The sequence below is a fragment of the Citrobacter europaeus genome, assembly GCF_037482245.1.
GTDB lineage: Bacteria > Pseudomonadota > Gammaproteobacteria > Enterobacterales > Enterobacteriaceae > Citrobacter > Citrobacter europaeus.
Map to the genome: position 1 here is coordinate 3,178,596 of NZ_CP148084.1, position 23,676 is coordinate 3,202,271.

Annotated in this window: 20 protein-coding genes, 1 pseudogene and 1 riboswitch; of the genes and pseudogenes, 12 read left to right on the plus strand and 9 right to left on the minus strand. The window is 49.1% G+C overall.

The window, feature by feature from the left end:
- Nucleotides 1-46: 46 nt before the first annotated feature.
- The 6 genes and pseudogenes from WHR59_RS15095 to WHR59_RS15120 form a co-directional block, all read right to left on the minus strand.
- Nucleotides 47-883 carry an outer membrane protein OmpK gene (locus WHR59_RS15095; RefSeq protein WP_047412218.1) on the minus strand — a complete coding sequence of 279 codons (837 nt, stop codon included), beginning with the start codon at nt 881-883 and terminating at the stop codon, nt 47-49.
- An 86-nt stretch (nt 884-969) separates the two neighbouring features.
- On the minus strand, nt 970-2,133 hold the full coding sequence (tsgA, locus tag WHR59_RS15100) for an MFS transporter TsgA (RefSeq protein WP_172862899.1): 1,164 nt from the start codon (nt 2,131-2,133) through the stop codon (nt 970-972).
- 38 nt (nt 2,134-2,171) lie between these two features.
- Nucleotides 2,172-2,879, minus strand: a complete 708-nt coding sequence (deoD, locus tag WHR59_RS15105) for a purine-nucleoside phosphorylase (RefSeq protein ID WP_172862898.1) — start codon at nt 2,877-2,879, stop codon at nt 2,172-2,174.
- 175 nt (nt 2,880-3,054) lie between these two features.
- Nucleotides 3,055-3,369, minus strand: coding sequence for a YcgJ family protein (locus WHR59_RS15110; RefSeq protein ID WP_227093100.1), 315 nt, complete (start codon nt 3,367-3,369; stop codon nt 3,055-3,057).
- A 36-nt stretch (nt 3,370-3,405) separates the two neighbouring features.
- Nucleotides 3,406-4,215, minus strand: a complete 810-nt coding sequence (locus WHR59_RS15115; protein ID WP_338843234.1) for a CatB-related O-acetyltransferase — start codon at nt 4,213-4,215, stop codon at nt 3,406-3,408.
- A gap of 405 nt (nt 4,216-4,620) precedes the next feature.
- Nucleotides 4,621-5,253, minus strand: a pseudogene (locus tag WHR59_RS15120) (MFS transporter); the annotation flags it as partial.
- Between the two features lie 85 nt (nt 5,254-5,338).
- On the opposite strand from WHR59_RS15120, the gene WHR59_RS15125 reads away from it, so the two are divergent.
- The 9 genes from WHR59_RS15125 (at nt 5,339) to WHR59_RS15165 (ending at nt 13,616) form a co-directional block, all read left to right on the plus strand.
- Nucleotides 5,339-6,223, plus strand: coding sequence for a LysR family transcriptional regulator (locus tag WHR59_RS15125; protein ID WP_043015831.1), 885 nt, complete (start codon nt 5,339-5,341; stop codon nt 6,221-6,223).
- Between the two features lie 198 nt (nt 6,224-6,421).
- The gene (locus WHR59_RS15130; protein WP_179947228.1) at nt 6,422-6,961 is read left to right on the plus strand and encodes a GNAT family N-acetyltransferase; all 540 of its coding nucleotides are present in this window, start codon (nt 6,422-6,424) and stop codon (nt 6,959-6,961) included.
- A 210-nt stretch (nt 6,962-7,171) separates the two neighbouring features.
- Nucleotides 7,172-7,395, plus strand: a riboswitch (cobalamin riboswitch).
- 221 nt (nt 7,396-7,616) lie between these two features.
- Nucleotides 7,617-8,672: an ABC transporter substrate-binding protein gene (locus tag WHR59_RS15135; RefSeq protein ID WP_087052647.1), complete on the plus strand. Its 1,056-nt coding sequence runs from the start codon at nt 7,617-7,619 to the stop codon at nt 8,670-8,672.
- 66 nt (nt 8,673-8,738) lie between these two features.
- Nucleotides 8,739-9,806, plus strand: coding sequence for a FecCD family ABC transporter permease (locus WHR59_RS15140; protein WP_075144871.1), 1,068 nt, complete (start codon nt 8,739-8,741; stop codon nt 9,804-9,806).
- On the plus strand, nt 9,803-10,618 hold the full coding sequence (locus tag WHR59_RS15145) for an ABC transporter ATP-binding protein (protein WP_338843237.1): 816 nt from the start codon (nt 9,803-9,805) through the stop codon (nt 10,616-10,618). The genes WHR59_RS15140 and WHR59_RS15145 overlap by 4 nt, the downstream gene beginning before the upstream one ends.
- Nucleotides 10,619-10,628: 10 nt before the next feature.
- A complete protein-coding gene (locus tag WHR59_RS15150; protein ID WP_043015827.1) occupies nt 10,629-11,069 on the plus strand; it encodes a pseudoazurin in 441 nt (146 codons plus the stop codon).
- Nucleotides 11,070-11,096: 27 nt separating this feature from the next.
- On the plus strand, nt 11,097-11,648 hold the full coding sequence (gene petA / locus WHR59_RS15155) for a ubiquinol-cytochrome c reductase iron-sulfur subunit (protein ID WP_051642642.1): 552 nt from the start codon (nt 11,097-11,099) through the stop codon (nt 11,646-11,648).
- Nucleotide 11,649: 1 nt separating this feature from the next.
- Nucleotides 11,650-12,810 (plus strand): cytochrome b, encoded by a 1,161-nt coding sequence (locus tag WHR59_RS15160; RefSeq protein ID WP_080625427.1) that lies wholly within the window; start codon nt 11,650-11,652, stop codon nt 12,808-12,810.
- A 2-nt stretch (nt 12,811-12,812) separates the two neighbouring features.
- Complete coding sequence (locus tag WHR59_RS15165) at nt 12,813-13,616, plus strand: cytochrome c1 (RefSeq protein ID WP_075144873.1); 804 nt, start codon at nt 12,813-12,815, stop codon at nt 13,614-13,616.
- Nucleotides 13,617-13,914: 298 nt separating this feature from the next.
- On the opposite strand, the gene WHR59_RS15170 is transcribed toward WHR59_RS15165, so the two are convergent.
- Nucleotides 13,915-18,252, minus strand: coding sequence for an Ig-like domain-containing protein (locus tag WHR59_RS15170; RefSeq protein ID WP_338843239.1), 4,338 nt, complete (start codon nt 18,250-18,252; stop codon nt 13,915-13,917).
- Between the two features lie 272 nt (nt 18,253-18,524).
- Entirely contained in the window at nt 18,525-18,950 is a 426-nt protein-coding gene (locus tag WHR59_RS15175) for a hypothetical protein (protein ID WP_181230567.1), read from the minus strand.
- A gap of 1,253 nt (nt 18,951-20,203) precedes the next feature.
- Here WHR59_RS15175 and WHR59_RS15180 point away from each other — a divergent pair.
- The 3 genes from WHR59_RS15180 to WHR59_RS15190 all read left to right on the plus strand — a co-directional run bounded on the left by WHR59_RS15180 (nt 20,204) and on the right by WHR59_RS15190 (nt 23,097).
- Nucleotides 20,204-20,425, plus strand: a complete 222-nt coding sequence (locus WHR59_RS15180; RefSeq protein ID WP_043015821.1) for a hypothetical protein — start codon at nt 20,204-20,206, stop codon at nt 20,423-20,425.
- 141 nt (nt 20,426-20,566) lie between these two features.
- Entirely contained in the window at nt 20,567-22,285 is a 1,719-nt protein-coding gene (locus tag WHR59_RS15185) for an ABC transporter permease subunit (RefSeq protein ID WP_043015820.1), read from the plus strand.
- 29 nt (nt 22,286-22,314) lie between these two features.
- Nucleotides 22,315-23,097 (plus strand): ABC transporter ATP-binding protein, encoded by a 783-nt coding sequence (locus WHR59_RS15190; RefSeq protein ID WP_043015819.1) that lies wholly within the window; start codon nt 22,315-22,317, stop codon nt 23,095-23,097.
- A gap of 222 nt (nt 23,098-23,319) precedes the next feature.
- Here WHR59_RS15190 and WHR59_RS15195 read toward each other — a convergent pair whose 3' ends face one another.
- Nucleotides 23,320-23,604, minus strand: a complete 285-nt coding sequence (locus WHR59_RS15195; protein WP_230586291.1) for a hypothetical protein — start codon at nt 23,602-23,604, stop codon at nt 23,320-23,322.
- Between the last annotated feature and the right edge of the window lie 72 nt (nt 23,605-23,676).

The following is a 23,676-nucleotide window of genomic DNA, read 5'->3' on the forward strand; positions in this document are numbered from 1 at the left end:
ACACCAACTCTCGCAAACAGAGCATTGGTGTGTCATTTCGGTGCAATCAGAACTTGTAGGTGAGGTTGAAATAGTGGCCTAGCCCGGTGGTACGCCCTGCTCCGCCGTGGTTTTCCATCAGTGCCATGTTGCGGAAGTACTTCAAGCCATAACCTACCGCATAATGCTCTGAATGCCAGTAGATGCCGTTATACCATTCAATCGCGTTATTGCTGTATAACGGTTGATTAGCAATCTTATTAGCGGCGAACTGGTAGTCAAAGTAACCCTGATAGTTCAAGTAACTGCCGTTGGAAAAGGTATAGAACGGCGTCGACCAGTTGGTCGAGAACATGTAGCCATCCCACTTGCCTTCGTTATCCGCACCGTAGTTTTCACGAACATAGTGCGCATAGATGTTCATTCCCACCAGACCAAACCACGGCACCTTAACATCCGTGCCCAGACCGACGTAATGCTCAAATAATTCCCGGTCACCAATGTTATTTACCGTTGCGATATAGAATTCATTAAACGGACCAACGGATAAATCTTTATTAAAAATGGCGTCCAGGGAAAAACGCGGAGATATCTTGGCAAAAAAGTTATCACCACCATGACGATCGTCCTGCTCGCGATCCAAAATATCAAAGAAATCCACATAACCGTACAGATCGATAATTCCGGAACGCGCGCCAAACTCCAGTTCCAGATAGGTGTCATTACGAATGCCATAAGGCACTTTTGCATCCACACTTTGCATTAAGTTCATCTGCATCCAGTTAAAATCATTTTTGCGGATGTTGCCATCGGTATAATCAGCCGCAAGCGCTTGCGTACAGCACATCGCAATTACCGCACCCAGAACTGTTTTTTTCATCATTGATTTATTTTTCTTCAGCATTTTCAATTCCTTTGAGCAAGGTTGAGTGTCGCCCCACCAAATAAATGGCGTGACGACTGGCTATCTAATTAAAAAGGTAAGCGTTATTACTGTGTTTGATTACGTTTAAGTTTCAATGTACCCATCAACATGATAAAGATGATTAAATACAACACCGGTATTGCGTACATAATTTTCTGTAATCCCATAGTTTTTTCCATTAGCGCACTGATCGCCGGACTAAACATCGCCCCGGCACTGCCGCTAATTAAAATATAAGATACGTTCTGGCTACTCGCGCGCTTCACGAAAGAAACACCGTAGGCAATAAAGGAGTTATACAATGCTGCGCAGACAAATCCGTAACTGTAGGCCAGATAATCAAGCCCGGAGATTTTTTCCTTCGTGACAATAATGGTTGTAATTACGCAAGCCAGCAGAATAATACTTAGCAGGAAATAATGTATTTTCACTCGGGAAACAATAACGGTTGAGACTAACGCGCCGACCAGCGCAGCCCCCCAATATTGCGTAATAATATTTCCTGCTTCTTCAAAGGGAATACCAAATTTGTTCTTCACAAACAATGGTGCCCAGGTCAGGAAGGTATACAGCGCCAGCATGCCTAAAAACAGACCTATACCGCCGCTGATAATCCCTGGGTTCCACTCCGATTTCGCCACGTCCGCGCTATCCGCTGCAGGAGCCGTTTCACAGGCGGAAAAACGGGTGAGAGCCACAACGCCCAGCGTGAGTAGAGCCACCATACCTACGCTCAGATAGCTATAACTCCACGACATATTGTGCGTCAGGGCGAAGGTAGTGATCAACGGAAAAACTACGCCCGCAACGTTAAAGGTGGCGTCCTGCACCACCAGCATCGTACTTTGAATGCGATCCTGCCAAACTGATACCACGATCGTTCCCGCTACGCACAGACCAATCCCGCCGCAGAAACCCACCAGGGTCATGGCGACCATCACCGGCCATAATCCAGGGCTTAAGTGCATTGCCAGAGCGCAGAGGAACACTATCGAATAGATAATGAACGTCATACGCTTAACACCGATTTTCTCAATCAAGAAAAAGGCGGCGACGGTTCCGGCTAATGCTCCACCGTTAAGCAACGAAAATATCGAAGCAACGGTATTCACATCGGCACTGTAGCGTAGTGCAATCGGTTCAATCAGCATGCCAAACTGACTGGCAAACCCCGCCATAATAAAATTTGCCAGAAAACTAATCAGCGTAAGTGCTATTTTATTCTTCATATAATGCCATCTCTGATTGGTTCATCTAAATGCTGATGCTAAGCCGTAACAGCTGTATTTAGCGCCAACTCTATCATATTTTTAAACGTTAACTGCCGTTCTTCTGCCGTCGTTTCTTCTCCTGTCAGGCAATGATCGGATACGGTTAATATAGCCAACGCTTCAATATTAAACTGATGCGCTAAAGCGTATAACCCTGCCACTTCCATATCCACACCCAGCACACCAAACTTTTCCAGTGCCGGTATTAAACTTTCGTCAGGATCGTAATAAAGATCACCACTGAAGACATTGCCGACTTTAATATCGATGCCAGCCTTCTGTGCCAATGTCCACGCCTGCTGCAATAATGGAAAATGAGCAGATGCCGCCATTGCGTAGCCCGCGCTACGTTTTAAATTCGTGACAGAATCGGTTCCAGCGGCGACGGCAAGAATAATATCTCGCATTTTGACATGATGTTGTGTTGCCCCCAGGCTACCAACACGAATAATTCTCTGCACACCAAAATCATGTACCAGCTCATGGGCATAAAGCGTCATTGAAGGAATGCCCATTCCATGCCCCATCACCGAAACAGGTTGCCCAAAATATAAACCGGTATAGCCTAACATATTGCGTACATTGGTAACTTCGCGGTAATCAATTAGATAATTTTCGGCAATAAACTTAGCACGGAGCGGATCGCCCGGCATAATCACGGTTGGTGCAAAATCACCCGCTTTGGCATTAATATGTGCAGTCATAACAATTCCTGAATTATGGGTATTGAAGATATGCAGGAATTGTAACCAGACGTTTGCAGAGGATTGAGGACAAAAGTCCTGCTCAAAGGATCGGCCTCTCAATTTTGAGAGTTAGTGGTGCAGGTAAGAGGAAAACGGCATCCCCGCCGCGCAGACAGGGAAAACGCCGGGGCTGTCAGAAGTTATCCTTCTGCCCGAACAACAGTACGGTGTAACGCGTATTCACTTTGCCGCTACGCTTACCATCTGGTGCGAAATAGCGATCGTTCCGATACTGGCGCTCGGTGGTGTCGCCAAACGAGTCGCCACGAAAGGTAAAGGCAGTGGAGTCAAACTCTCCGGCAGCAGCCTGCCTGCCCCCTTGCCTCTTCCCAGGATACTTTGTGGTTAACGCCAGCGACAGCCCGTGCTCGTCGGCACAGAGAGTTTTGTCGCATAGCACACCCGGTGCCGGGCTGCCTGGTCCGATCGTTGCTGCGTATGCTGTCAATGGTAAGACGCTCAACGCCAACAATCGCATAGTAAACTAAAGAGTTGTGAATATTTCGGTAAGATTGAATTTTTTATATATCTTTTGTTGAATACTACCATTTGATATCAACTTATTCATTTCAGTGACGAAATTTATGATATCGTCGCACTTGCTGTTATCAGGCAAATCGGTGTAATTATAGTTCCACCATTTTATTTTTAACAACTCTTCGATAATACCTGACTCAAATCTGTATTTGATAATTTTTGCTGGAACCCCTGCGACAATAGCATATGGAGGCACATCTTTAGTAACCACAGAATTTGCAGCAACAACAGCGCCATCGCCAATTGAAATCCCCCCCTTTAAAACAACATCATTACCAATCCAGACATCATTGCCAATCGTTAAATCCTTAGGTTTAGTGATAAATGGTTTCAACGTCCAGTTTTGTCCAAACTCGCTGGCAGCATATTTATCAAACTCGCCATTATAAGTAAGCATATGAGTAGTAAAACGATTCATTGGATGGTTCCCACCCATGATTTTTACATTTGATGCAATGCTACAAAATCTGCCGATTCGTACATTACCCGGCAATTGACAGGTTGGAAATGAAAATGCGCCTACGCTGGAAAAACTTTTTACTGGCATTGTTGAATATTGCTCAACAATAACATCAGCTTCAATTCTAATTTTGTCACCTTTAGATAATAGTAGCAAATTCCTTTCTTTATAAACTTTCTTCCCCCTGTGATTTAAAAAGATATTGTTATCCATGCAAAACTCATAATGTTTTCTGGTCCATCTAAAAACAAAAGTATCATTTGCATCTTCTGAAAAATTATAGAGTCTGGCTTTCATATTGTCATTATCTGCTTTTACTTAAGAATGTAAGATTAGATTAAAGATACTCTAAACCCTAACCTTAATCAACTATAACAACATGAAATAGTTAACATTATAAATTCGCTTGCAAGGATATTTTATTGTTAGCACATAGTTGTTAATATATGTTCTGTAGTATTTTATTTAGAATTTTAATATAGACATGCACTGAAAAGTCGCTTTCAGAAGAAAATGTAAGAGGTTTCCAATAAGAGCCAGATGTATGATATATGAGAATTCTGCGAGTTATATTTTTAAATAGCGCAGGGAAAGCGTTATGCCGCAAAAAAAGCGCCCATATTTTCAGAGCCTTGAAGGCGTACGATCCGTCTGCGGCGATATCGCACTTTCCACGTTTCTGGAGCGCGGACCTTCACCGGACTAAAGCACACCGGCCTTCTGGCGTGCGGTGAAAAAGGTCAGTATTCCGGCGCAAAAGAGCAGTACGCTGCTCATGGCAAACGCGCTCTGCCAGCCGAGGTGGTCAAACACGATGCCTCCTGCCGTTGACCCAAGGGCGATTGAGAGCTGAATCACCGCGACCATTAGCCCGCCTCCGGCTTCGGCGTTGTCGGGCAGCGTACGCGCAATCCATGCCCACCACCCGGTTGGCGCGGCGGTTGCCAGCATGCCCCAGAGGCCTAACAGCAGAGAAACCGTCCAGACGTGATGCCCGGTAAGCATCAGACTGATGGCAATAACGGCCATCAGTCCGGGTATGGTCATCAGCGTGGGATAGAATTTTCGGTTAAGAAACGTCGAGACAGCCAGCGTGCCAATAAAACCGGCCACGCCGATAACCAGTAAAATCAACGACAAACCTGAAGAGTCAACCCGCGTCACCGACTCCAGGAACGGGCGTACATAGGTAAATAACGCAAACTGGCCCATAAAGAACAGGCCACAAGCCAGCATGCCAACCGCAACTCTGCGGAGACTAAGTAAATGGAATACAGCGCCACGTGGCGTGCGGATTTTATGAGCATCCATACTGGGCAGGCTGACGCACTGCCAGAATTAGAGGGCGATTAGTGCTAAGATTAATACCATAATGTTATAAATTAATATTAAGACTGCTGTCATTCAGAGGGATTATTCAATGGCGAAAAGGGAGAATTACAACGAGCTGTACTTGTTTATGCAGGTTGTACGGGAAGGCAGTTTCACCGCGGCTGCTCAGCGGCTGGGGCTTGCTCAATCAGGAGTCAGTCGTTCTGTTCGTGAGCTTGAAGAAAGGCTGGGCGTCCAGCTGCTGGTGCGTACCACGCGTAAACTGTCGCTGACGCAAGCAGGCGAGCAGCTCTATCAGAAGACGGCATCTGGATTTGATACGTTAGATCGTGGGCTTGCCACGCTGGCGCATTATCGAGAGACGCCCTCCGGTACGGTGCGTATCAATGCCAGCCAGCACGCCATTGATAAATGCCTGCTGCCTAAGCTGGCGGTATTTAAACAGCGCTACCCTGATATCAGGCTAGAACTGATGAATGAGAGCAGGTTCGTCGATATCATCGAGGAAAGATTCGATGCCGGCGTTCGTCTGGGGCCTGAAGTCGGCCAGGGCATGGTCGCGGTGCGCATTACGCCGGATATGGAGATGGCGGTTGTGGGTACGCCTGAACATTTTCACCGCTTCGGTTTTCCACAAACCCCGGCGGATTTAAAGGCGCATCCCTGCATCGCCTATCAGTTTGCCGATGGCAGCGTATATCAGTGGGAACTCATTCAGAATGATAAAAAAATCACCCATCAGCCTGAAGGGCAATGGGCTTTATCCGACAGCTATATGGAAGCAGAAGCCGCCCGGCTGGGTCTTGGGCTGGCCTATGTCCCTGTCGAACTGGTCGCGGATGATTTAGAACACGGTAACCTTATCAGGGTGTTGCAGCGTTACAGCCTGCGAATGGAAGGATTATTTCTTTATTATCCTCATCGCAATGTCTCCCCTGCCCTGCGAATGGTCATTGAGACGCTGAAAATTTAAGCGTACGCCTTGGCGTGGTCTTCATTGTGCAGAATGGTAGGAAGTATTCCTGCCTGAACTCAATTTTTCCCATTTATAATCTGTGGGCAGAATAGCAACATTGACAATTGCATGTCTGTCTCAGGTCGCTCAATATTGTTTTTAAAGTAGTCTTATTGTTATTATCGTTTTCCATTCTAAGATTGAGTTATGCATGCCATGATCCCATTTAGGTTTAGTGAGATGACTCACGCCGATATTCCTGCTGTTCAGTCGTTCCTTATTGAACATCTTAATCTGTTCTTCAATGCTGGTAGATCCATGCCTTCTGGCGAAGAAGATCTCTTTGATCTCGAACGACAGTATCTGTTACAGGAAAGGAATTCATTACTTTGCGCATGGAGCGAAAAACAAGAATTAATCGCTACACTGGCGGTATGTCAATATAATGATCGGATTGCTGAACTGCGCGGACGCTATAACTTGTCTGAAACAGCGGAAATTTGTCGTTGCTACGTGGATGAACGCTATCGCAGACAGGGGATCGGCAGTCAATTGTTTTCCTTAGCTGAGGTATTTTGTCAGCAACATCAATATAAAGTTTTGTATCTTCACACACATCATTTTTTACCCGGCGGTTATCATTTCTGGTTGCGTAACAATTTTAACGTGATTATGGATATGCAGGATGAATGGCAGTTGGTACACATGGAGAGTTCACAAAAAAAAGATTCAACTGCTAATACGCAGCATTTTTGATGGTGATCAATATGTTTCATACGCGGAGATTGAATTATGTTCGTAATTTGATCAACATCAACCAATTATCATTTAGCTTCCCGTTGTTATTTTCATTTACAGCATCACGCAAAGAAACAAACACACAACCATTTGTATTTATTGATTATTTTTAGTTTCCCACTCTCTTTTGCCTCTTACCCCCTATGGTTGACCTTGTTAACAATTGCCGTTAGAGTCGCTTTCGACAGCATTTCATTACATTTTTGTATATGAATAGGAATATGGTAAGAATTATTTAATTCAATTCCATAACTGCCCCCGCAACTGTAGGCGGATGCAGAATATCCTTGTGTGGTTAATAAGCCACAGGTCACTGTAAAGTTTATCTTTATGGGAAGGCTGATATTCTGGTTACCGTGAGTCAGGAGACCTGCTGTCAAAGGTGTATACCATTGAGTGGACGGGATGGTCCATGGGATGAATTATTTGACAAATGCAGTAGTGTATTTATGAATAAGATTTCGGCTAAGTAACGCTTATTTGCATTTTTTGCATATCTTCATTCTTAAATTTCACGATTGAATGTCATCTATCTTCATGTCTCCTCCCGATATATGGAATGAAATGAGCCATGACCAGATCTTCAGATTCTGGCATCAACGGGACGATGATAATGCACGCTAATTCTACCTTTTACTCCTCTAAAAAAACGCTTCTGGCTATTTTGGGCACGACTGCTCTGCTGCTTACTTCCGGTTTTTCTGCCGCGGCAAAAACCGAATATCCTCTGACGATTAAAAACTGTGGCCGCGATATTACCTTCAACCAGGCACCAACGCGCGTGGCAACGGTGGGACAGAATAGTACCGAGATTCTTTATTCATTAGGGCTGGCCGATCGCGTCGTGGGCACTTCACTGTGGTTTGGCCCGGTACTGGATACTTATAAAACAGCTAATGAAAAAGTTGCCGTTATTGCGCAAAATATTCCCAGCTTTGAAGGGATTGTGGCTAAAAAACCGGATCTGGTCGCCAGCCAGTTTGAATGGCAAATCGGCCCAGCAGGCACGGTTGCCTCTTATGAACAGTTTAGTGAACTGAAGGTTCCCGTTTATACCGCGCCGGCTGACTGTGCGAAAGATAACGAAGATGGTGGTGATGGTGTCCGTAAGGGTATGTTTGATATTGCCATGGTGTATCAGGAAGTCGCCGATTTGGCGAAAATCTTCGATGTTCAGGATAAAGGCGAAGCGTTGATTGCCAGCCTTAAAGCACGTGAAGCCGCAGCGAAAAATAAAATTACCGGAATGGATAAGAATGTTTCCGCGGTGTTCTGGTTCTCAAGCGCCGATTTGCAGCTCGATCCTTACGTTGCCGGGAAGTTTGGCCCAGCTGCATGGATAGCCCAAACGCTGGGTGTGAAGAATGTGATTGATTCTGCCGAAGAATGGCCAACAGTGGGCTGGGAAACCATCGCTAAAGCTAATCCTTCGGTCATTGTGCTCGGAGAGATGAGCCGTCGGCGTTTCCCGGCAGATGACTGGAAGGTCAAGATGGAATACCTCAAGTCCGACCCTGTCACCAAACTGGTTCCTGCCGTCAAGGAAAACCATCTGCCGGTCATTGACGTACAGACAATGAATGCCGGGATCAGAACTATTGATGGGGTGGAAAAACTGGCGGATGCCCTTGTTGAATATGGCTTAGCGCATCCGCAGGCTGCTCATTAATCTACGTTTTGCGCTATATCCTCGGACGGTATAGCGCATCTCCGTTACTCAGGAACGCAGATAATCATGAGTGATTCACGCAGGATGCGTCGTGCCGTTGGTCAACTTGCGATGAGAATAGGTGGACATGCCGTTTGGGTCAGTGCGCTAATGTGCTGCGTACTGCTGGCGGGTATTTCCATCGGCGAAACGCTTATTCCCTGGCAGCACGTACTCAGCACGCTGGCAAATCATCTTTTTGATTCACACTACCCTGTCGATGCGCTGGATGCAGGGATCGTCTGGAACTATCGCCTGACCCGAGCGCTGGTCTCCGCCAGCTGCGGTGCCTGCCTGGCTGTTTCCGGCGTAGTGCTGCAGTCGTTGCTACGCAATGCGCTCGCTGAACCTTATCTATTGGGGATTTCTGCCGGAGCATCCACCGGAGCGGTGCTGATTGCTCTCACCGGGCTTGGGGCAGGGATCATCAGTATGTCATTGGGAGCTTTTATTGGTGCGCTGACAGCATTTATGTTCGTTGCGCTATTAGCAATGGCTGCTGGCGGTAGACAAGGCGGAGGTGTAACAACCCAAATCATCCTTGCCGGGATCGCCAGCTCACAGCTTTTCAATGCGATTACGTCGCTTATCATTACCCGCTCAGCAAACGCCGAGCAAGCGCGCGGTATTATGTTCTGGTTGTTAGGCAATTTGAGCGGTGTACGCTGGCCCGATGTTGTCTTAGCCATTCCAACCGCTCTGGTCGGTATCGTGCTGTGCTTCTGTTATGCCCGCCATCTCGACGCGTTCTCCTTTGGCGCTGAGTCTGCGGCATCGTTGGGTATTCCGGTAAAACGTACCCGTGCAGTACTGATTGCCGCCGTCACCGGCATGACGGCAATTATGGTCTCCATTGTTGGTGCGATCGGCTTTGTCGGTCTGGTTATCCCGCATGCCGCTCGTCTACTGGTCGGCAACCAGCATCATCGACTGCTGCCAGTGAGTGCGCTTACCGGCGCGATCTTCCTCATTATCGCTGATGTTATTTCCCGCACGTTACTCCCCGGCCAGGTTCTACCAATAGGCGTGATCACCGCTCTGGTTGGCGCCCCTGCGTTTTCAATCATTCTGATTAGAGGAAACCAGAACAAATGACGGTGAACCTCGTAAACCCTTTTATTACCTCTGCACAAGCCGTTATTGAAGCCTGTAATCTGCGCTGGAAGGTAAAAGGTAAGACGATTGTTGATGATATTTCACTCAGCGTAACGCCTGGCGAGTTTGTCGGCATCATCGGCCCCAATGGCTCGGGCAAAACGTCACTGATTTCACTCCTGGCTGGTTTGCTGAAGCCGACTTCAGGACGAATCACTCTGCAGCGAAAAGCGCTCCAGCATTATTCGCGGCGTCATCTTGCTCAACAGGTGGCGCTGGTCGAACAACAGGCTGAAACCAGCGAGCGTCTTACTGCTTTACAAGCCGTATCTCTGGGGCGGACCCCCTGGCTTAGCCTGCTCTCCCCCTGGTCCGCCAAAGATGACGTTATCGTGCAGACTATGCTGGAAAAGGTTGATCTCAGTGAATTACAACACCGCTGCTGGCATACCTTTTCTGGTGGAGAAAAACAGCGCCTGCATATCGCCCGGGCGCTGGCGCAGCAGCCACAGTTGTTGCTGATGGATGAACCCACCAACCATCTCGACATTCAACATCAGATTGGCCTGCTGAGTCTCGTGAAACGTGAAAAGCTCACGGTGATTGCTGCTCTGCACGACCTCAATCATGCCGCGATGTTCTGCGATCGCATCATCGTAATGACGTCCGGACATATGGCGATGCAAGGGAAACCATGCGCTGTTTTTACCCGCGAAAACCTCCACACCTGGTTTGGAATCGACGCCATCATTGAAAGGGATGCAAGTGGTGCAAACTGTTTTATTCGTTATCAACGGCCTGATGAATTTTAAGGAAGAATCAATGAAATACCTCAAACAGAGTCTGCAAATTTTGTGTTTACTCGCTTTCGCCTCTTCAGCCTTCGCACAAACTCACGAAGTGTTGATGAAGAATCGTGGGTCTGCGGGGCCAATGGTCTATGAGCCGGATTATCTGGAGATCCAGCCTGGGGATACGGTGAAGTTTATCCGTAAACATAAAAGCCACAACGCGGCCTCAATCGCTGAGTTGTCTCCGGCTGGCTATCCTGGATTTATGGGCAAAATAGATGAAGAGATCGAAGTTACTTATGACAATGCCGGGTTTTACGGCATCAAATGTACACCGCATTACGCTCAGGGCATGGTGATGCTGATTAAGGTTGGAGATGCCTCGTTACCAGAAAGCTACCGTGCGTTCAAAGCGCCGGGTATTGCTGACAAGCGCTTTCAGGAAATTTACGCGCGTATCGACAAACATTAATCCGCGACACTTAAGGAGGTATACGAGGTGGCAGATAATAAACGTCCAGATGGCGAAATCCAGGAACAGCGTCGGGAATGCCTGTGTAAACTGACAAAATTTGTCGGTGCGGCAGGCGTCGCTGCTGCTGTCTGGCCGCTGGTTTCGGCCTTGGGCCCGGATGAAAAAACGCTTGGGGAAAATGAACCGATTGATGTCTCTCTTGCAGCGGTCGCTGCTGGACAAACCGTCAGACGTGTATGGCAGGGAAAGCTGATTCTTATTCACCATCGCACCCCGGATGAAATTATTACTGCCAGAAGTGCCGACCTGGATACGCTTATCGACCCACAGCCAGACAGCGCCAGGGTCTCTGCAGCCCATCCTCAATGGCTGGTGGTTCAAGGTTATTGCCCACATGCCGGGTGTGTACCTAACGCCCGACCGGGTGGGCTGGGTTGGATTTGCCCGTGCCACGGCTCAGAGTTTGATACCTCCGGGCGCGTGACGCGCGGGCCCGCAACGACCAACCTGGCAATCCCAGACTACGTTATTCATTCCGATGGTCAGGTCGTGCGTATCGGCGCGAAGGAAGTCTGAAATGAAGAATGAAAGCGTCTATTCGCTTCGCTGGCGTATTCCTTTCCCTCGCTCAATTGCCGGACTCTGGGTATTTGCGATCGGCGCTATCCTGCTGGTTATGCTCGGCGTGCAGATCTTTACGGGTATCGTGCTGGCGATGTTTTACGTACCGACGGCTGAGCTGGCATTTGACTCCATTATTCATATTATGCGCGCGGTTCGCCATGGAGAGCTGTTACGTAACATGCATGCTATTGGCGCGTCGCTCTTTTTCTTTGCCTGCTACATGCATATTTTTCGTGGCATGTACTACAACGTTTACCGTAAGCCCTGGACGACAATGTGGATGGTTAGCGTCACGCTGTATATCCTGCTGATGATGACCGCGTTTCTTGGTTATAGCCTGATCTGGGGGCAAAAAAGCTACTGGGCGGCAACGGTGATTACCCGATTTGCCCAGGCCATCCCGCTGGTGGGTGATTCAATTTACGCATATTTAGTCGGCAGCCATACTCCGGGGACACCGATGCTGGGCCGCTTTTTTGTTATCCACTTTATTCTTCCCTTCGTGATTGTCGTCGCCACGGTTTTCCATATACGTACAGTACAGTCGGCTTTTGCCCAGGCGATGAAAAAGAGGTTTAGCGAGAAAGAGTCCAGGAGCCTGTTGTTCGATTACAAAATCACCGATCTCGATGCTATAAAAATCACTCTTTTTTTGATGGTTTTCGCCTGGTTTTTATTCTTCGCGCCGCACTATCTGAGCAGCGCCGACAACTTTATTGCTGCTGACCCAACGATTACACCCGCGATTGTTGCGCCAGAATGGTATTTCCTTCCCTTTTTCTCCATCTTGCGCTGCTTCCCGAATGAATTCGTGGGGCTAGCCGCGATGTGCGGCTCAATACTGATTTTCTATTTTCTACCCTGGCTTGATACTTCCCGGGCTCGTTTTCGCCATTACAGCAAACTGGTTAAGTGCGGATTCTGGCTATGGGTTATTAATGCCTGCTTTTTAGGCTGGTTAGGGTCGAAAGCGCTGGTTGGCCCGGATCTTCTTGACGGTTTTCGTAATGATGAGGGCTGGATCCGTGCCGCATCCCAGCTTTCGACGCTGATTTGGTTTGCCTGGTTTTTAATCGTCTTACCTTGCCGTCGTTTTCTTGAAAAACAGGACTGATGATGAAACAACTATTGAAATTCAGCGTCTTGTCCTTTTCTCTGTTGGGGCTGAGTTCCTCATATGCGCAGGAAGCCAGGCCTGAACGCCAGGAATGGAGCTTTAGCGGCATTACTGGCCAATATGATAAAGAGCAGCTTAGACGTGGCCTGCAGGTTTATGAAGAGAAGTGTCGCGCTTGTCACGGCATGAAACACCTAACCTTTCGGACGCTGACCAGACCCGGCGGTCCAGAACTCACGGCTGAAGAAGCAAGAAGTATCGCCAGCGGCTATCAGTTTCCTGAGATTCAGGATGACGGCCAGATTGGTGAGCGGGACGGTACGCTAAATGACAGCTTTATATCGCCATATCTTAATGAACGTGAAGCACGATACCTTAACAATGGCGCTGAACCCGTTGACCTGAGCTATATCGTCCGTGCCCGCTCATACGATCGCGGTTTCCCACAATTTTTGTTAGATGCTTTTCTGCCCTACACGGACCAGGGGGCAGATTACGTTTACGCACTGCTAACCGGCTATCTGCCTGCCGATCCTGAACTGAAGGCTAATCGTTATTTTCCAGGCGGCGTGATTAACATGCCAAAACCACTGACGAGTGGAGAGATCCAATGGAGCCCGGCATCGAAAAAAGCTGAAACTGAGGAGCAATACGCCAGGGATGTTACCGCCTTTCTGGCATGGGCTGCCGACCCGGCGCTCTCTGAACGAAAGCAACAGGGAAATTACGTTATGGGCTATCTGGCTATTATGTTGGGCTTGCTATGGCTATTACGACGAATGAAGAGGCGTTCGCTAATGTAGGTCTCGCGAGGTGGGGCGATTACTCAGTTCACCAGCATTCAACCGGGCAGCCGCGCTGTTGCCTTGCGCGACTAAGACAAGTAAAGGAAGACAAAATATAAACCGAGCTAAACGAAAAACCCCAAGCTATTAAATAGCCTGGAGTCCATATTTAGCGGAAGCGTAGCCCGCTTCCGCTAAAACTAATTTGATTATGCCGGAGGATCTCTAAAGATGAATGGCACGATTATGCAGAATACTTACACGATCACCTTCGGCGTAGTGGCAGTTACACAGAATAACTTACAGGTTTCTATCACTACATCGACTTTCGACACACCATAAATTCACTAAAGTTACCAATAATAGTACCGAGTTTTCCATTACTTAGACTGACAATGTATGTGGCAGCGGCATATTGAGATGTCCAGTAACCAGTATAATCTGTGATAGGATTCGTCGACACAAAACCTGATCCGTTGAAAGCAGTCAGATTACCCCACTCACTCCAAAGCCCACCGAGAGTTCCACGTTTACCATCACTTCTTTCACTCCCATTAAGTTGTTGTATTGTCGGTACTTTAGAAAAATTCGAACCGCAAAAACTAGCTTCATCCATGTCGGTCCCGGTAGTTGTACCATTATTGATGAACCAATTTTTCAGCGTAAAATCCCAACTGATAATTTTACCCTCACCACTAATTGGTGTGCCGGTAATAGTAACTTTACTTCCGGTTCCTGTATCGTTAAATGAAACCACTCCATCCTTTACTGTCACCCAAGGAGCATCGGCTTTCCAGTTAAAGTCTGAAGCGTTACCGTTTTTCAGCTCAATGGTGAACATCGCCCCTTTAAAACCTGTCGTTGGGAAGCCTTCATCCTTTCCAAAGATATAACCATTGACTGCAATGTCTTTTGTTGAAACATCCGCCACGAAGCTGACCTTTTTATCCGCGTCCACCATCGTGCCGGTGCTGCCTGCCCTCACGCTCACCTGAATGTCCGACACCGCCGTCGTGGTGCTCGTCAGCGTCACCGTTGTCTGACCAGCGGCGTTGGTGGCGCCGTCCGCCGCCACCGTCACATGGTCAGGCTTGTCCGCCTGCGCCGTCACCGTCTGGTCCGCCACCGGGTTGCCGTTCGCGTCCGTCACCGTCACCGCGTAGCGGAAGCTGCTGCTGCCGTCGGCAACCCTGCTGACCTCATCCCCCTGCAGCAGAACCGACTTCACCTGCGCCGTGCCCGCGTCCGCCGTCAGGGTCACCGCCGGCTTATCGTTGCTCGCCGGACGCGCCCCCTGCATCGCCTGCACCGTCACCTGCCCCGCTTCCGTCCCCGTCAGCCCGGCCGTATAGCTTCCCGCCGTCCCCTCCGTGAACCCCGTCACCTGCGTGTCACCCGCGCCCGCCACCTTCGCGCTCAGCGTCGCGGCCTGGCCCGACACCGCATTGCCGTTGCTGTCCCGCAGCGTCAGCGTCAGCGTCGAGACCGCCTGACCGTCCGCCACAATGTGATCGGGGGCGGCAACAAAGTCCGACTTGTCCGGCGACACGGCCCCTGCCACGAAGCTGACCTTTTTATCCGCAGGCACCATCGTGCCGGTGCTGCCCGCCCTCACGCTCACCTGAATGTCCGACACCGCCGTCGTGGTGCTCGTCAGCGTCACCGTTGTCTGACCAGCGGCGTTGGTGGCGCCGTCCGCCGCCACCGTCACATGGTCAGGCTTGTCCGCCTGCGCCGTCACCGTCTGGTCCGCCACCGGGTTTCCGTTCGCATCCGTCACCGTCACCGCGTAGCGGAAGCTGCTGCTGCCGTCGGCAACCCTGCTGACCTCATCCCCCTGCAGCAGAACCGACTTCACCTGCGCCGTCGCGCCGTCTGCCACAAAGTGCGCCGTCGCGGTCTGGCTGCTGTCACCCAGCGTTGCCGTCACCGTGCTGAGGCCCGCCACCTTACTGGTCAGCGGCGCCGTCGCCCGGCCTTTCTCGTCCGTGGTCACCGTCTTCGCGATGACCGCCCCGTTGTCCGCCGTCAGCGCCACCGCCTGATCCGCCACCGGGTTGTCATGTGCGTCCGTCACCTGCACCTGTACGCTGTCCGCGTCCTCACCGTCCGCCTTCGCGCCGTCCTGCGTCACCGCCAGGGCGCTCACCTGCGCCGTGCCCGCGTCCGCCGTCAGGGTCACCGCCGGCTTATCGTTGCTCGCCGGACGCGCCCCCTGCATCGCCTGCACCGTCGCCTGCCCCGCTTCCGTCCCCGTCAGCCCGGCCGTATAGCTTCCCGCCGTCCCCTCCGTGAACCCCGTCACCTGCGTGTCACCCGCGCCCGCCACCTTCGCGCTCAGCGTCGCGGCCTGGCCCGACACCGCATTGCCGTTGCTGTCCCGCAGCGTCAGCGTCAGCGTCGAGACCGCCTGACCGTCCGCCACAATGTGATCGGCGGCGGCAACAAAGTCCGACTTGTCCGGCGACACGGCCCCTGCCACGAAGCTGACCTTTTTATCCGCGTCCACCATCCTGCCGGTGCTGCCTGCCCTCACGCTCACCTGAATGTCCGACACCGCCGTCGTGGTGCTCGTCAGCGTCACCGTTGTCTGACCAGCGGCGTTGGTGGCGCCGTCCGCCGCCACCGTCACATGGTCAGGCTTGTCCGCCTGCGCCGTCACCGTCTGGTCCGCCACCGGGTTGCCGTTCGCGTCCGTCACCGTCACCGCGTAGCGGAAGCTGCTGCTGCCGTCGGCAACCCTGCTGACCTCATCCCCCTGCAGCAGAACCGACTTCACCTGCGCCGTCGAGCTGTCTGCTACGAAGTGAACCTCAGTTGTATCGTAGTTACCGTTAAGCATCGTCGCCGTCACCGTGCTGGCGCCTGCCACCATACTGGTCAGTGATGCCGTCGCCTGGCCTTTCTCGTCCGTGGTCACCGTCTTCGCGATGACCGCCCCGTTGTCCGCCGTCAGCGCCACCACCTGACCCGCCTTTTTGTCCGTCACCTGCACCAGCACGCTGTCCGTACCCTGACCGTCCGCCTTCGCATTATTCTTGTCCGACTTGATAGTCACCCCGTTATCGGATGGCACAACGTCAATCTGCATCGTTGCCGTATTGGACTGGTTGTCATGGTTGTCCGTCGCCATCGCGCTGATCTGATACGTCTGCGGCGTTTTCTGATCACCGCTGAATATATAGGCCGGCAGCATCACCTCAATTTCCGTGGGAGTCAGTATTCTGTAGCGTCCACCGCGGGCCACCAGCTCCGGAGAAACCGACCAGTCAACCCCCTTCAGGCCGTACTTGACCTTTGCGATCGTCAGCGGAATGGTGATGGTTTCCATCGCCTGTGCCCTACGCCGCTCCGGCAGCCCTATGCGCAGCAACTCCTGCTTACGGTACTGCATAACAATGTTGTAATTGCGGTCAACAAAATCGTATTTGTTACCGGCCAGACTGCGCATTAAATCCACGTTATCGGGGCTGACCTGCTGATACCACGGCACTCCCAGCCGATAGTTAATATCCAGGGCCATTCGGGTATCATTTGAGTCACCAACCGAGCGGCTGGCAGAAAGGGTCATCAGGGGGAAAGGGGTGTAACTCAGGCCCGCAGTCAGCACGGCAGGATTGTCCTTCAGGGTGTCAGGACTGGTGCTGTCACTGACGGAGACGCCCCTGCCGAAATACTGCTCGTATTTCAGGCTACCGCCGAGATAGGGCCAGGCGGGCAGATATCCCTCAGCACGTATGTCGAAACCGTTTGCCGGACGCTCATCGTAGTCCTCCATCTCTGAAAGTACCGACTGGTGCCAGTTCGTCAGCCGAATATAACCGTTAACCCCCAGCTTCAGGTAATCACGCCACAGCTCTGCACCGCCACCAAGACGCCGGTTTTTACCCGTATAGTCATAGTCATAGAAAACGTTTCCACCCAACATCCAGTCGTCCATATACGTCCGGTAACCGGCACCGAGGTTAACTGTATTTCTCTCCTGGCCCCGGCGAACGCCCAGTTGGGTAAAAATAAGATTCTGGTCGGTGTCGTGAAGAGGAATGAGCATATCACCGGAAAACTGCCCGCCGCTCCCCAGCGAGACCTTAGCGTTACCGAACTGATTGAGCCAGTCGTTTACTCTCTGGTTAATCAGTCCTTCGCCAACTCCCCGGGCATAATTAATGGCAGCATCCGTTCTGTTCTCGCTGGAGAACATGGACCCCATCTGCATGGCACCGGAGGCCAGCGTCCCTTCAGGTTCAGACGACCGTTCCGCAACATGCCTCTCCAACATGTTTTCTGACGGAACCTTCAGCGGCCTCCCCTGCCCCAGTACCGGCCGGGTCAGATCTGGCAGACCGGGTGATACCCTGGGCTCCGGAATCAGTCTGGCATCGGGGACTGCCCGCTGACCTTGCGGGCCGGCAGAGAGTGGGACCACAGGCGCTACAGTTTGCCCTTCGCCAGAAACTACTGGCGGGGAGTCGTGATGCCCCGCCGGTTCTCCAAATATAAGTGAGTTCAGTCCATGAATTGTCCCCTGCATATCAGCAGACATATCCACATCCGCACGAACCGGTGCCGGAAGCAGCGTCAGTACGGGTGTAATAAACTGTATAATAATAAGCAGCCATGCAATAATAGCATTACGTCTGATGTCAGGGGACATGGACTATTCCATCATTAGAATAATAAACACAGATTAAAAAACGGACAAGAGATATATAATATCATTCTGCAGATTACAAATAAAAACCGGTCAGGCATCCAATATAAAACAGGATGCATAACAGCGTAAGAAAAAGAGTCAGTGCCATTTCCATCACAAGCCTCTCTTACCCTTTCAGTATTTTTATGATTATCTCCACAACCCGGCATTAGTGCCTCATGTAGTATGCACCCGGCACCATTTATTTCCGGAAAGACAGCCAAGGAAATAGCTTAAATTCCGTATAGTTCTTTTATTTTTGCTTTAACAACCTGATATCCAGCATAATTAACGCGGTTACATAAGGTATCCAGCTTCATATCAAGCTTCATGGTATATACTGCTTTCGCATCGTCCCCCATAATATTTTTATTGGTGTTCAGAAACGTATACCCGTTGCCAATTTTTATATAGTCCTGTGAATATTTTTGATACTGATCACTTCCGACCCGCCGCAGAAAATTAAAGTTATCCACACAACTGTTGTTACTGGAAGTAATAGCATAAACCGGAGTCAGGGAGTTTCTTCCGCTGGCGTACTTTACTGACGGAGTCATATTTTTACTGACTGCCTTATTGTCCGGGGAATGAGCCGCGCCAGAGGATGAACAGGCCGCCAGAAAAACTAGCGAAGCAATCGGAATCAGTTTTAATATCATGTAAAAACCTCGTTTAATTAAGAGAATGAATTATCCAACATGCAGGTTCACCATCCTCAAGGAAATGCCGGGATCAGCGTTCCATCGAGTCGTATCCGTATTCGCAGACCCAGCTTATTCAGCCAACTTAACCTGAGGCGGTAGATGCTCCTACCCTGTTCGATAAGAGCACGCATCATCGGCCGCTGTTTGTGCGTCGATTCACGGAGCTCAAGTTACTTCATAAAGACCTCGGCCCAATTGAACAAAAAAAGAACCAAACTTGTGCAGAAAACAAGCCGAGGATAGTATGCGCAGACATATTGATCAACAAAAACGATCAATTAATTATTATTGATAGTCATTAACTATCACGAAAGGCGTAATCGATCGATATTTACATTGAACTAAATCGCCGTAAAATTGATCAAAATCAATATACAATTCTAATCATTTGCTGACTAAGGATTATTTGTAACGCGCAATCAACACGGTCTGAGTTTATTAGACCGGTGTATATTCCTGCTGGCTATCTGAAAAACCGGCATCACAGTTTATCCTGAACTTCAGTTTTTAAGTCAACAGAACCAGATAGACACTTCAATAGTCTAAAAATCATTAATGATGGCCCCTCTAATCACAATGAAACGAATCATGACTGTTGCAGATCATCGATGTAACGATATTTTCGACAATGTATGGGTTTGTTGTATCCTCGTTTACCCGGCTGTGATGGTGGGGTCAGTCCATTAACGGCAGGGAGTGTCTGGATTATCCATAGCGATTCAATCCGTATTATTTTGAAACATTAACTCTTACCTTGTCATAGCTAAACAATTCATAACCAGAAGTGATTTTTTAATTTACCGTTCAAGCCACATAGCTATAATAAGGCATCTTTCAAACAGGAGTTATTCGTTGGACAGTTACCCTAAATTAAATAACAAGGCAAGCTAGCAAAAATGTTCCTGTCGCTGCTTGCCGGTCCCGGTGGGCAGTAATTTCACCTAACATGTGATTGCGCCTCAAAATAACTACTAATTAGCGTGATGTTCTTATCGAAAATCATCCCGCCATAACTAAATTAACCCCGTATCTTCAAGAGGAGAAGCGCTATGACGCATAACATTTCTGATGAACCTCCATCGAGAGGGCTAAGCACAGGCTGACTATCTGCATTGAAATCAGGTGTATGCAATGGAGGTGGTCATGACAGTTGCCTTGAAACTGTCGGTTAATGGCCTTTCATTTAATGCACTTAGGTGAGGTGTAGCATGTTGCTCACAACCAAACGTTATATTTTTTATGTTGATGCTAATAGCACCATTCATTTTTCAACTCTGGCGGATGCCTGTCTGCCCGTCCGGAATTCATCACCACTCGCCATCAATAAAAAGCTCGCTAGCGGAAAGTCTTTCGTCAGTGGGTTCCTGCAAAAACTTGCAAATAAAAGACAGCGTGCTGTTGAGGATTATATCAACACGTTACTGCCTTAATTCGTAATGTACCATAGAGGCTTGAGTTAAGCTGACGCGCCTCTATGGCCATTTTGGGTTTATAAATTTCATCCTGCATTATTCACTCATGTTCAGTGAAGGTCATCCCCTGAGCGTGAATAATGAGCGGAGATTCTTATTATGCATGCTTTGACAAAACATAGAAGCAAGACGACTTCTGTGCTTAACGATATGGTTGTCTGTTTTATTCTTGTGGCAAGTATTGTCCTCTTTATCTACGGTTGGCGGGGGATGCATAGCGCATTCAATGGGCACGACTTACCCGCACTAAGCCTCGATTATCATGTTCTTCCTTATTACACGCTTCGTACCACCATGCGCCTGGTAATCGGGCTATTTTATTCAATGCTATTTTCAATCGTCTTTGCGGTGCTGGCAGCAAAATTTGCGCCTATGAGACGCGTCATTTTGCCCTTAGTCAACTTTATGGAATCTGTCCCGTTAGTTGGATTCCTGACTTTCACCACCGCCTTTTTCCTCGGTCTTTATCCGCACAGCGTTATGGGGCTTGAAGGTTTAGCGATATTCGCAGTCTTTACCGCACAAGCATGGAATATGATGCTGACGCTGTACCAGACACTCAGAGTGGTACCCAACGAGCTGGCAGAAGCGACGGAAGTATTCCGCTATAACCCTTGGCAGAAATTCTGGCGTCTGGGATTCATCTATTCGTTCCCGGGGTTACTGTGGAATACGATGGTATCGCAGTCTGCCGCCTGGTTTGCGTTGATTGCCTCAGAGATGCTGACAGTAGGAGGAGGCAGTACAAATTTACCGGGTGTTGGCTCTTATATTGGTATTGCGCTTCAGGAAGGTAGTCCTTCTGGCGTCGTCCGGGGAGTATTAGCGCTAATCGTTAATATCATCATCTTTGACCAATTACTGTTCCGTCCGCTGGTCCGCTATGCCCATCAGTTTAAGTACGAGGATGTAAGTGACAGAAAGGTACCAAGTTCATGGTTCTATCAATGCCTGAGCAATTCAATGACAGGGCGAGGACTGGGGCTCGCCTGCAAACGGTTCTCCCTATTCTGGTTATTTGTATTACCAAAAGCATGGTACGGGTTACGACTTCATCGCTTGTTTGCTTTCCTGGGACAAATGAACTGGCTTTGGTCAAATCTATGGTATCTGGCTATCGTTGTTGGATGCATTTATTACGGCCACCAGCTGTGGTTATTCATTCCTAAGGAATATCTGGCTTCACTTCCCGGCTGGATGGGGTTGACTGCTGCGAGGGTCATTGCGGCCATGGTGCTCAGCGTCATTATTTTTACGCCGCTTGGCGTCTGGATCGGTCTACGGCCTAAACTGGTACGTTTTTTCCAGCCGATTATCCAGGTTTTAGCCGCGGTTCCTGCCAACGTCTTTTACCCGTTGATTGCTTTTATGATTGTGGTATGGCACCAGGACCTGGGGAGCTGGACCATCCCGATGATTATGCTGGGTACACAATGGTATGTGCTTTTTAACGTCATCGCGGGCACATCGATGATCCCCAGCCAAATGGTTGAAGCGAGTAAAGTTTGTCATCTTCGTGGATGGCTGTGGTGGAGTAAATTCACACTTCCGGCAATTTTCCCATATATCGTCACTGGAGTTATTTCAGCAGCTGGGGGGGCATGGAATACCGCAATTGCCGCTGAAGTACTGAACTGGGGAAAAATTACATTACAAACTCATGGGCTCGGTGCCTTTATCTCTCTCGCCAGCGATGCCGGCCTAAATCAGCAAGAAGCACTGGGATGCCTGGCAATGTGTTTCATGGTTCTACTGTGCATTATTTTCATCTGGCAACCCATGTATCGCTATGCAGAAAACCGTTTCAAATTCGACTAATGATTAATAATCAGCCATCAGGACATGTTATGAAGCATTCAAAAGCTGTATTAGAAGTTAAAAACATCTCTAAATCTTTCAAAAAAGACCGGGAACAAAAAGTTGTTGTGCTAGAACATATTAATCTTGAGGTTAAGGAGAATGAGATTGTTGCATTACTTGGGCGTTCTGGTTCGGGTAAATCCACGCTGCTGCGAATGGTGGCCGGTCTTGTCGAACCTGATTTTGGTTCCATCGTGTGCTGCGATCAGCCAGTTAATGGGCCGGGAAAAAATACCAGTATGGTCTTTCAATCATTTGCGCTATTCCCATGGTTAAATGTGTTCGATAGTGTGGCTCTTGGGCTGCAAGCACTGGGACTTTCGTCTGATGAAGTCGGTAAAAGGACGATGGACATGTTGGATTTGATTGGCCTCATCGGCTATGAAAAATCTTATCCACGGGAGCTCTCGGGGGGGATGCGCCAGCGTGTCGGGTTTGCCCGCGCACTGGCGGTTGAGCCGGATCTTTTACTGATGGATGAACCTTTCTCCGCGTTGGATATATTCACCGGCAACAAGCTACGCCAGGATCTCATCGAAATGTGGGAAAATAGGGTTATTAAAACACGCTCGATGCTCCTGGTAACCCACAGCGTTGAAGAAGCGGTAATGCTTTCAGACCGGGTTTGTCTTCTTGGCGGGCATCCCAGCACAATAACAGATATTTTCAGCATTAACATCGAACGCAATCAGAGAACCAAGGAAAGTATTTCTACGATGGTTGAGAAGATAAGCGACACTCTCAATGGGCTGATTGCCGCCAGCGCGTAATTTAAGGGGGATAATGATTACCTCATGGACGAGCTAATCATTACAGTTGTTATGCATATTTATTCCTTTTAATAACAATGGGCTTTGTTGAATACATCGGGTTCACTTCAAGCCTGCTGGCAAAAGAAAGTCCATTTTCAGGCAATAAGCATGTTTTCTGACATGCCTGCCTCAGTCATTCTGTTCAACCCAAAAACACTGACCAGAGCCTCTGCTACCTCACTATCGTACAAGTGTAATGATTAGAGCTTTTTCTTTAAATTGTTCAATTCGTTGCTGGCATGCCCCTTGGTTCTCAAGGGTTGATTTCTGATGGCCTTCGCTCATTTTTAGACTTATTTCTGACTTTGTTTTCATGGTAGAAAATAATAAATCCAGCGAGACTCTGATGATGACCACCATTACGGAAATCTGCGTTTCGAGAATGGTGCGAAATTTATTATCGGGGACATTCTGTTTTTTGTTGGTCCAGGGATGCTGTGGTCTGCCGGTAATAAGCTCTTTCACGGACAGTCTCATCAGGAAGTAAAACGATCGCATTATGGATTGCTTTACTGGCTCTAGCGATTAAGGAGACTC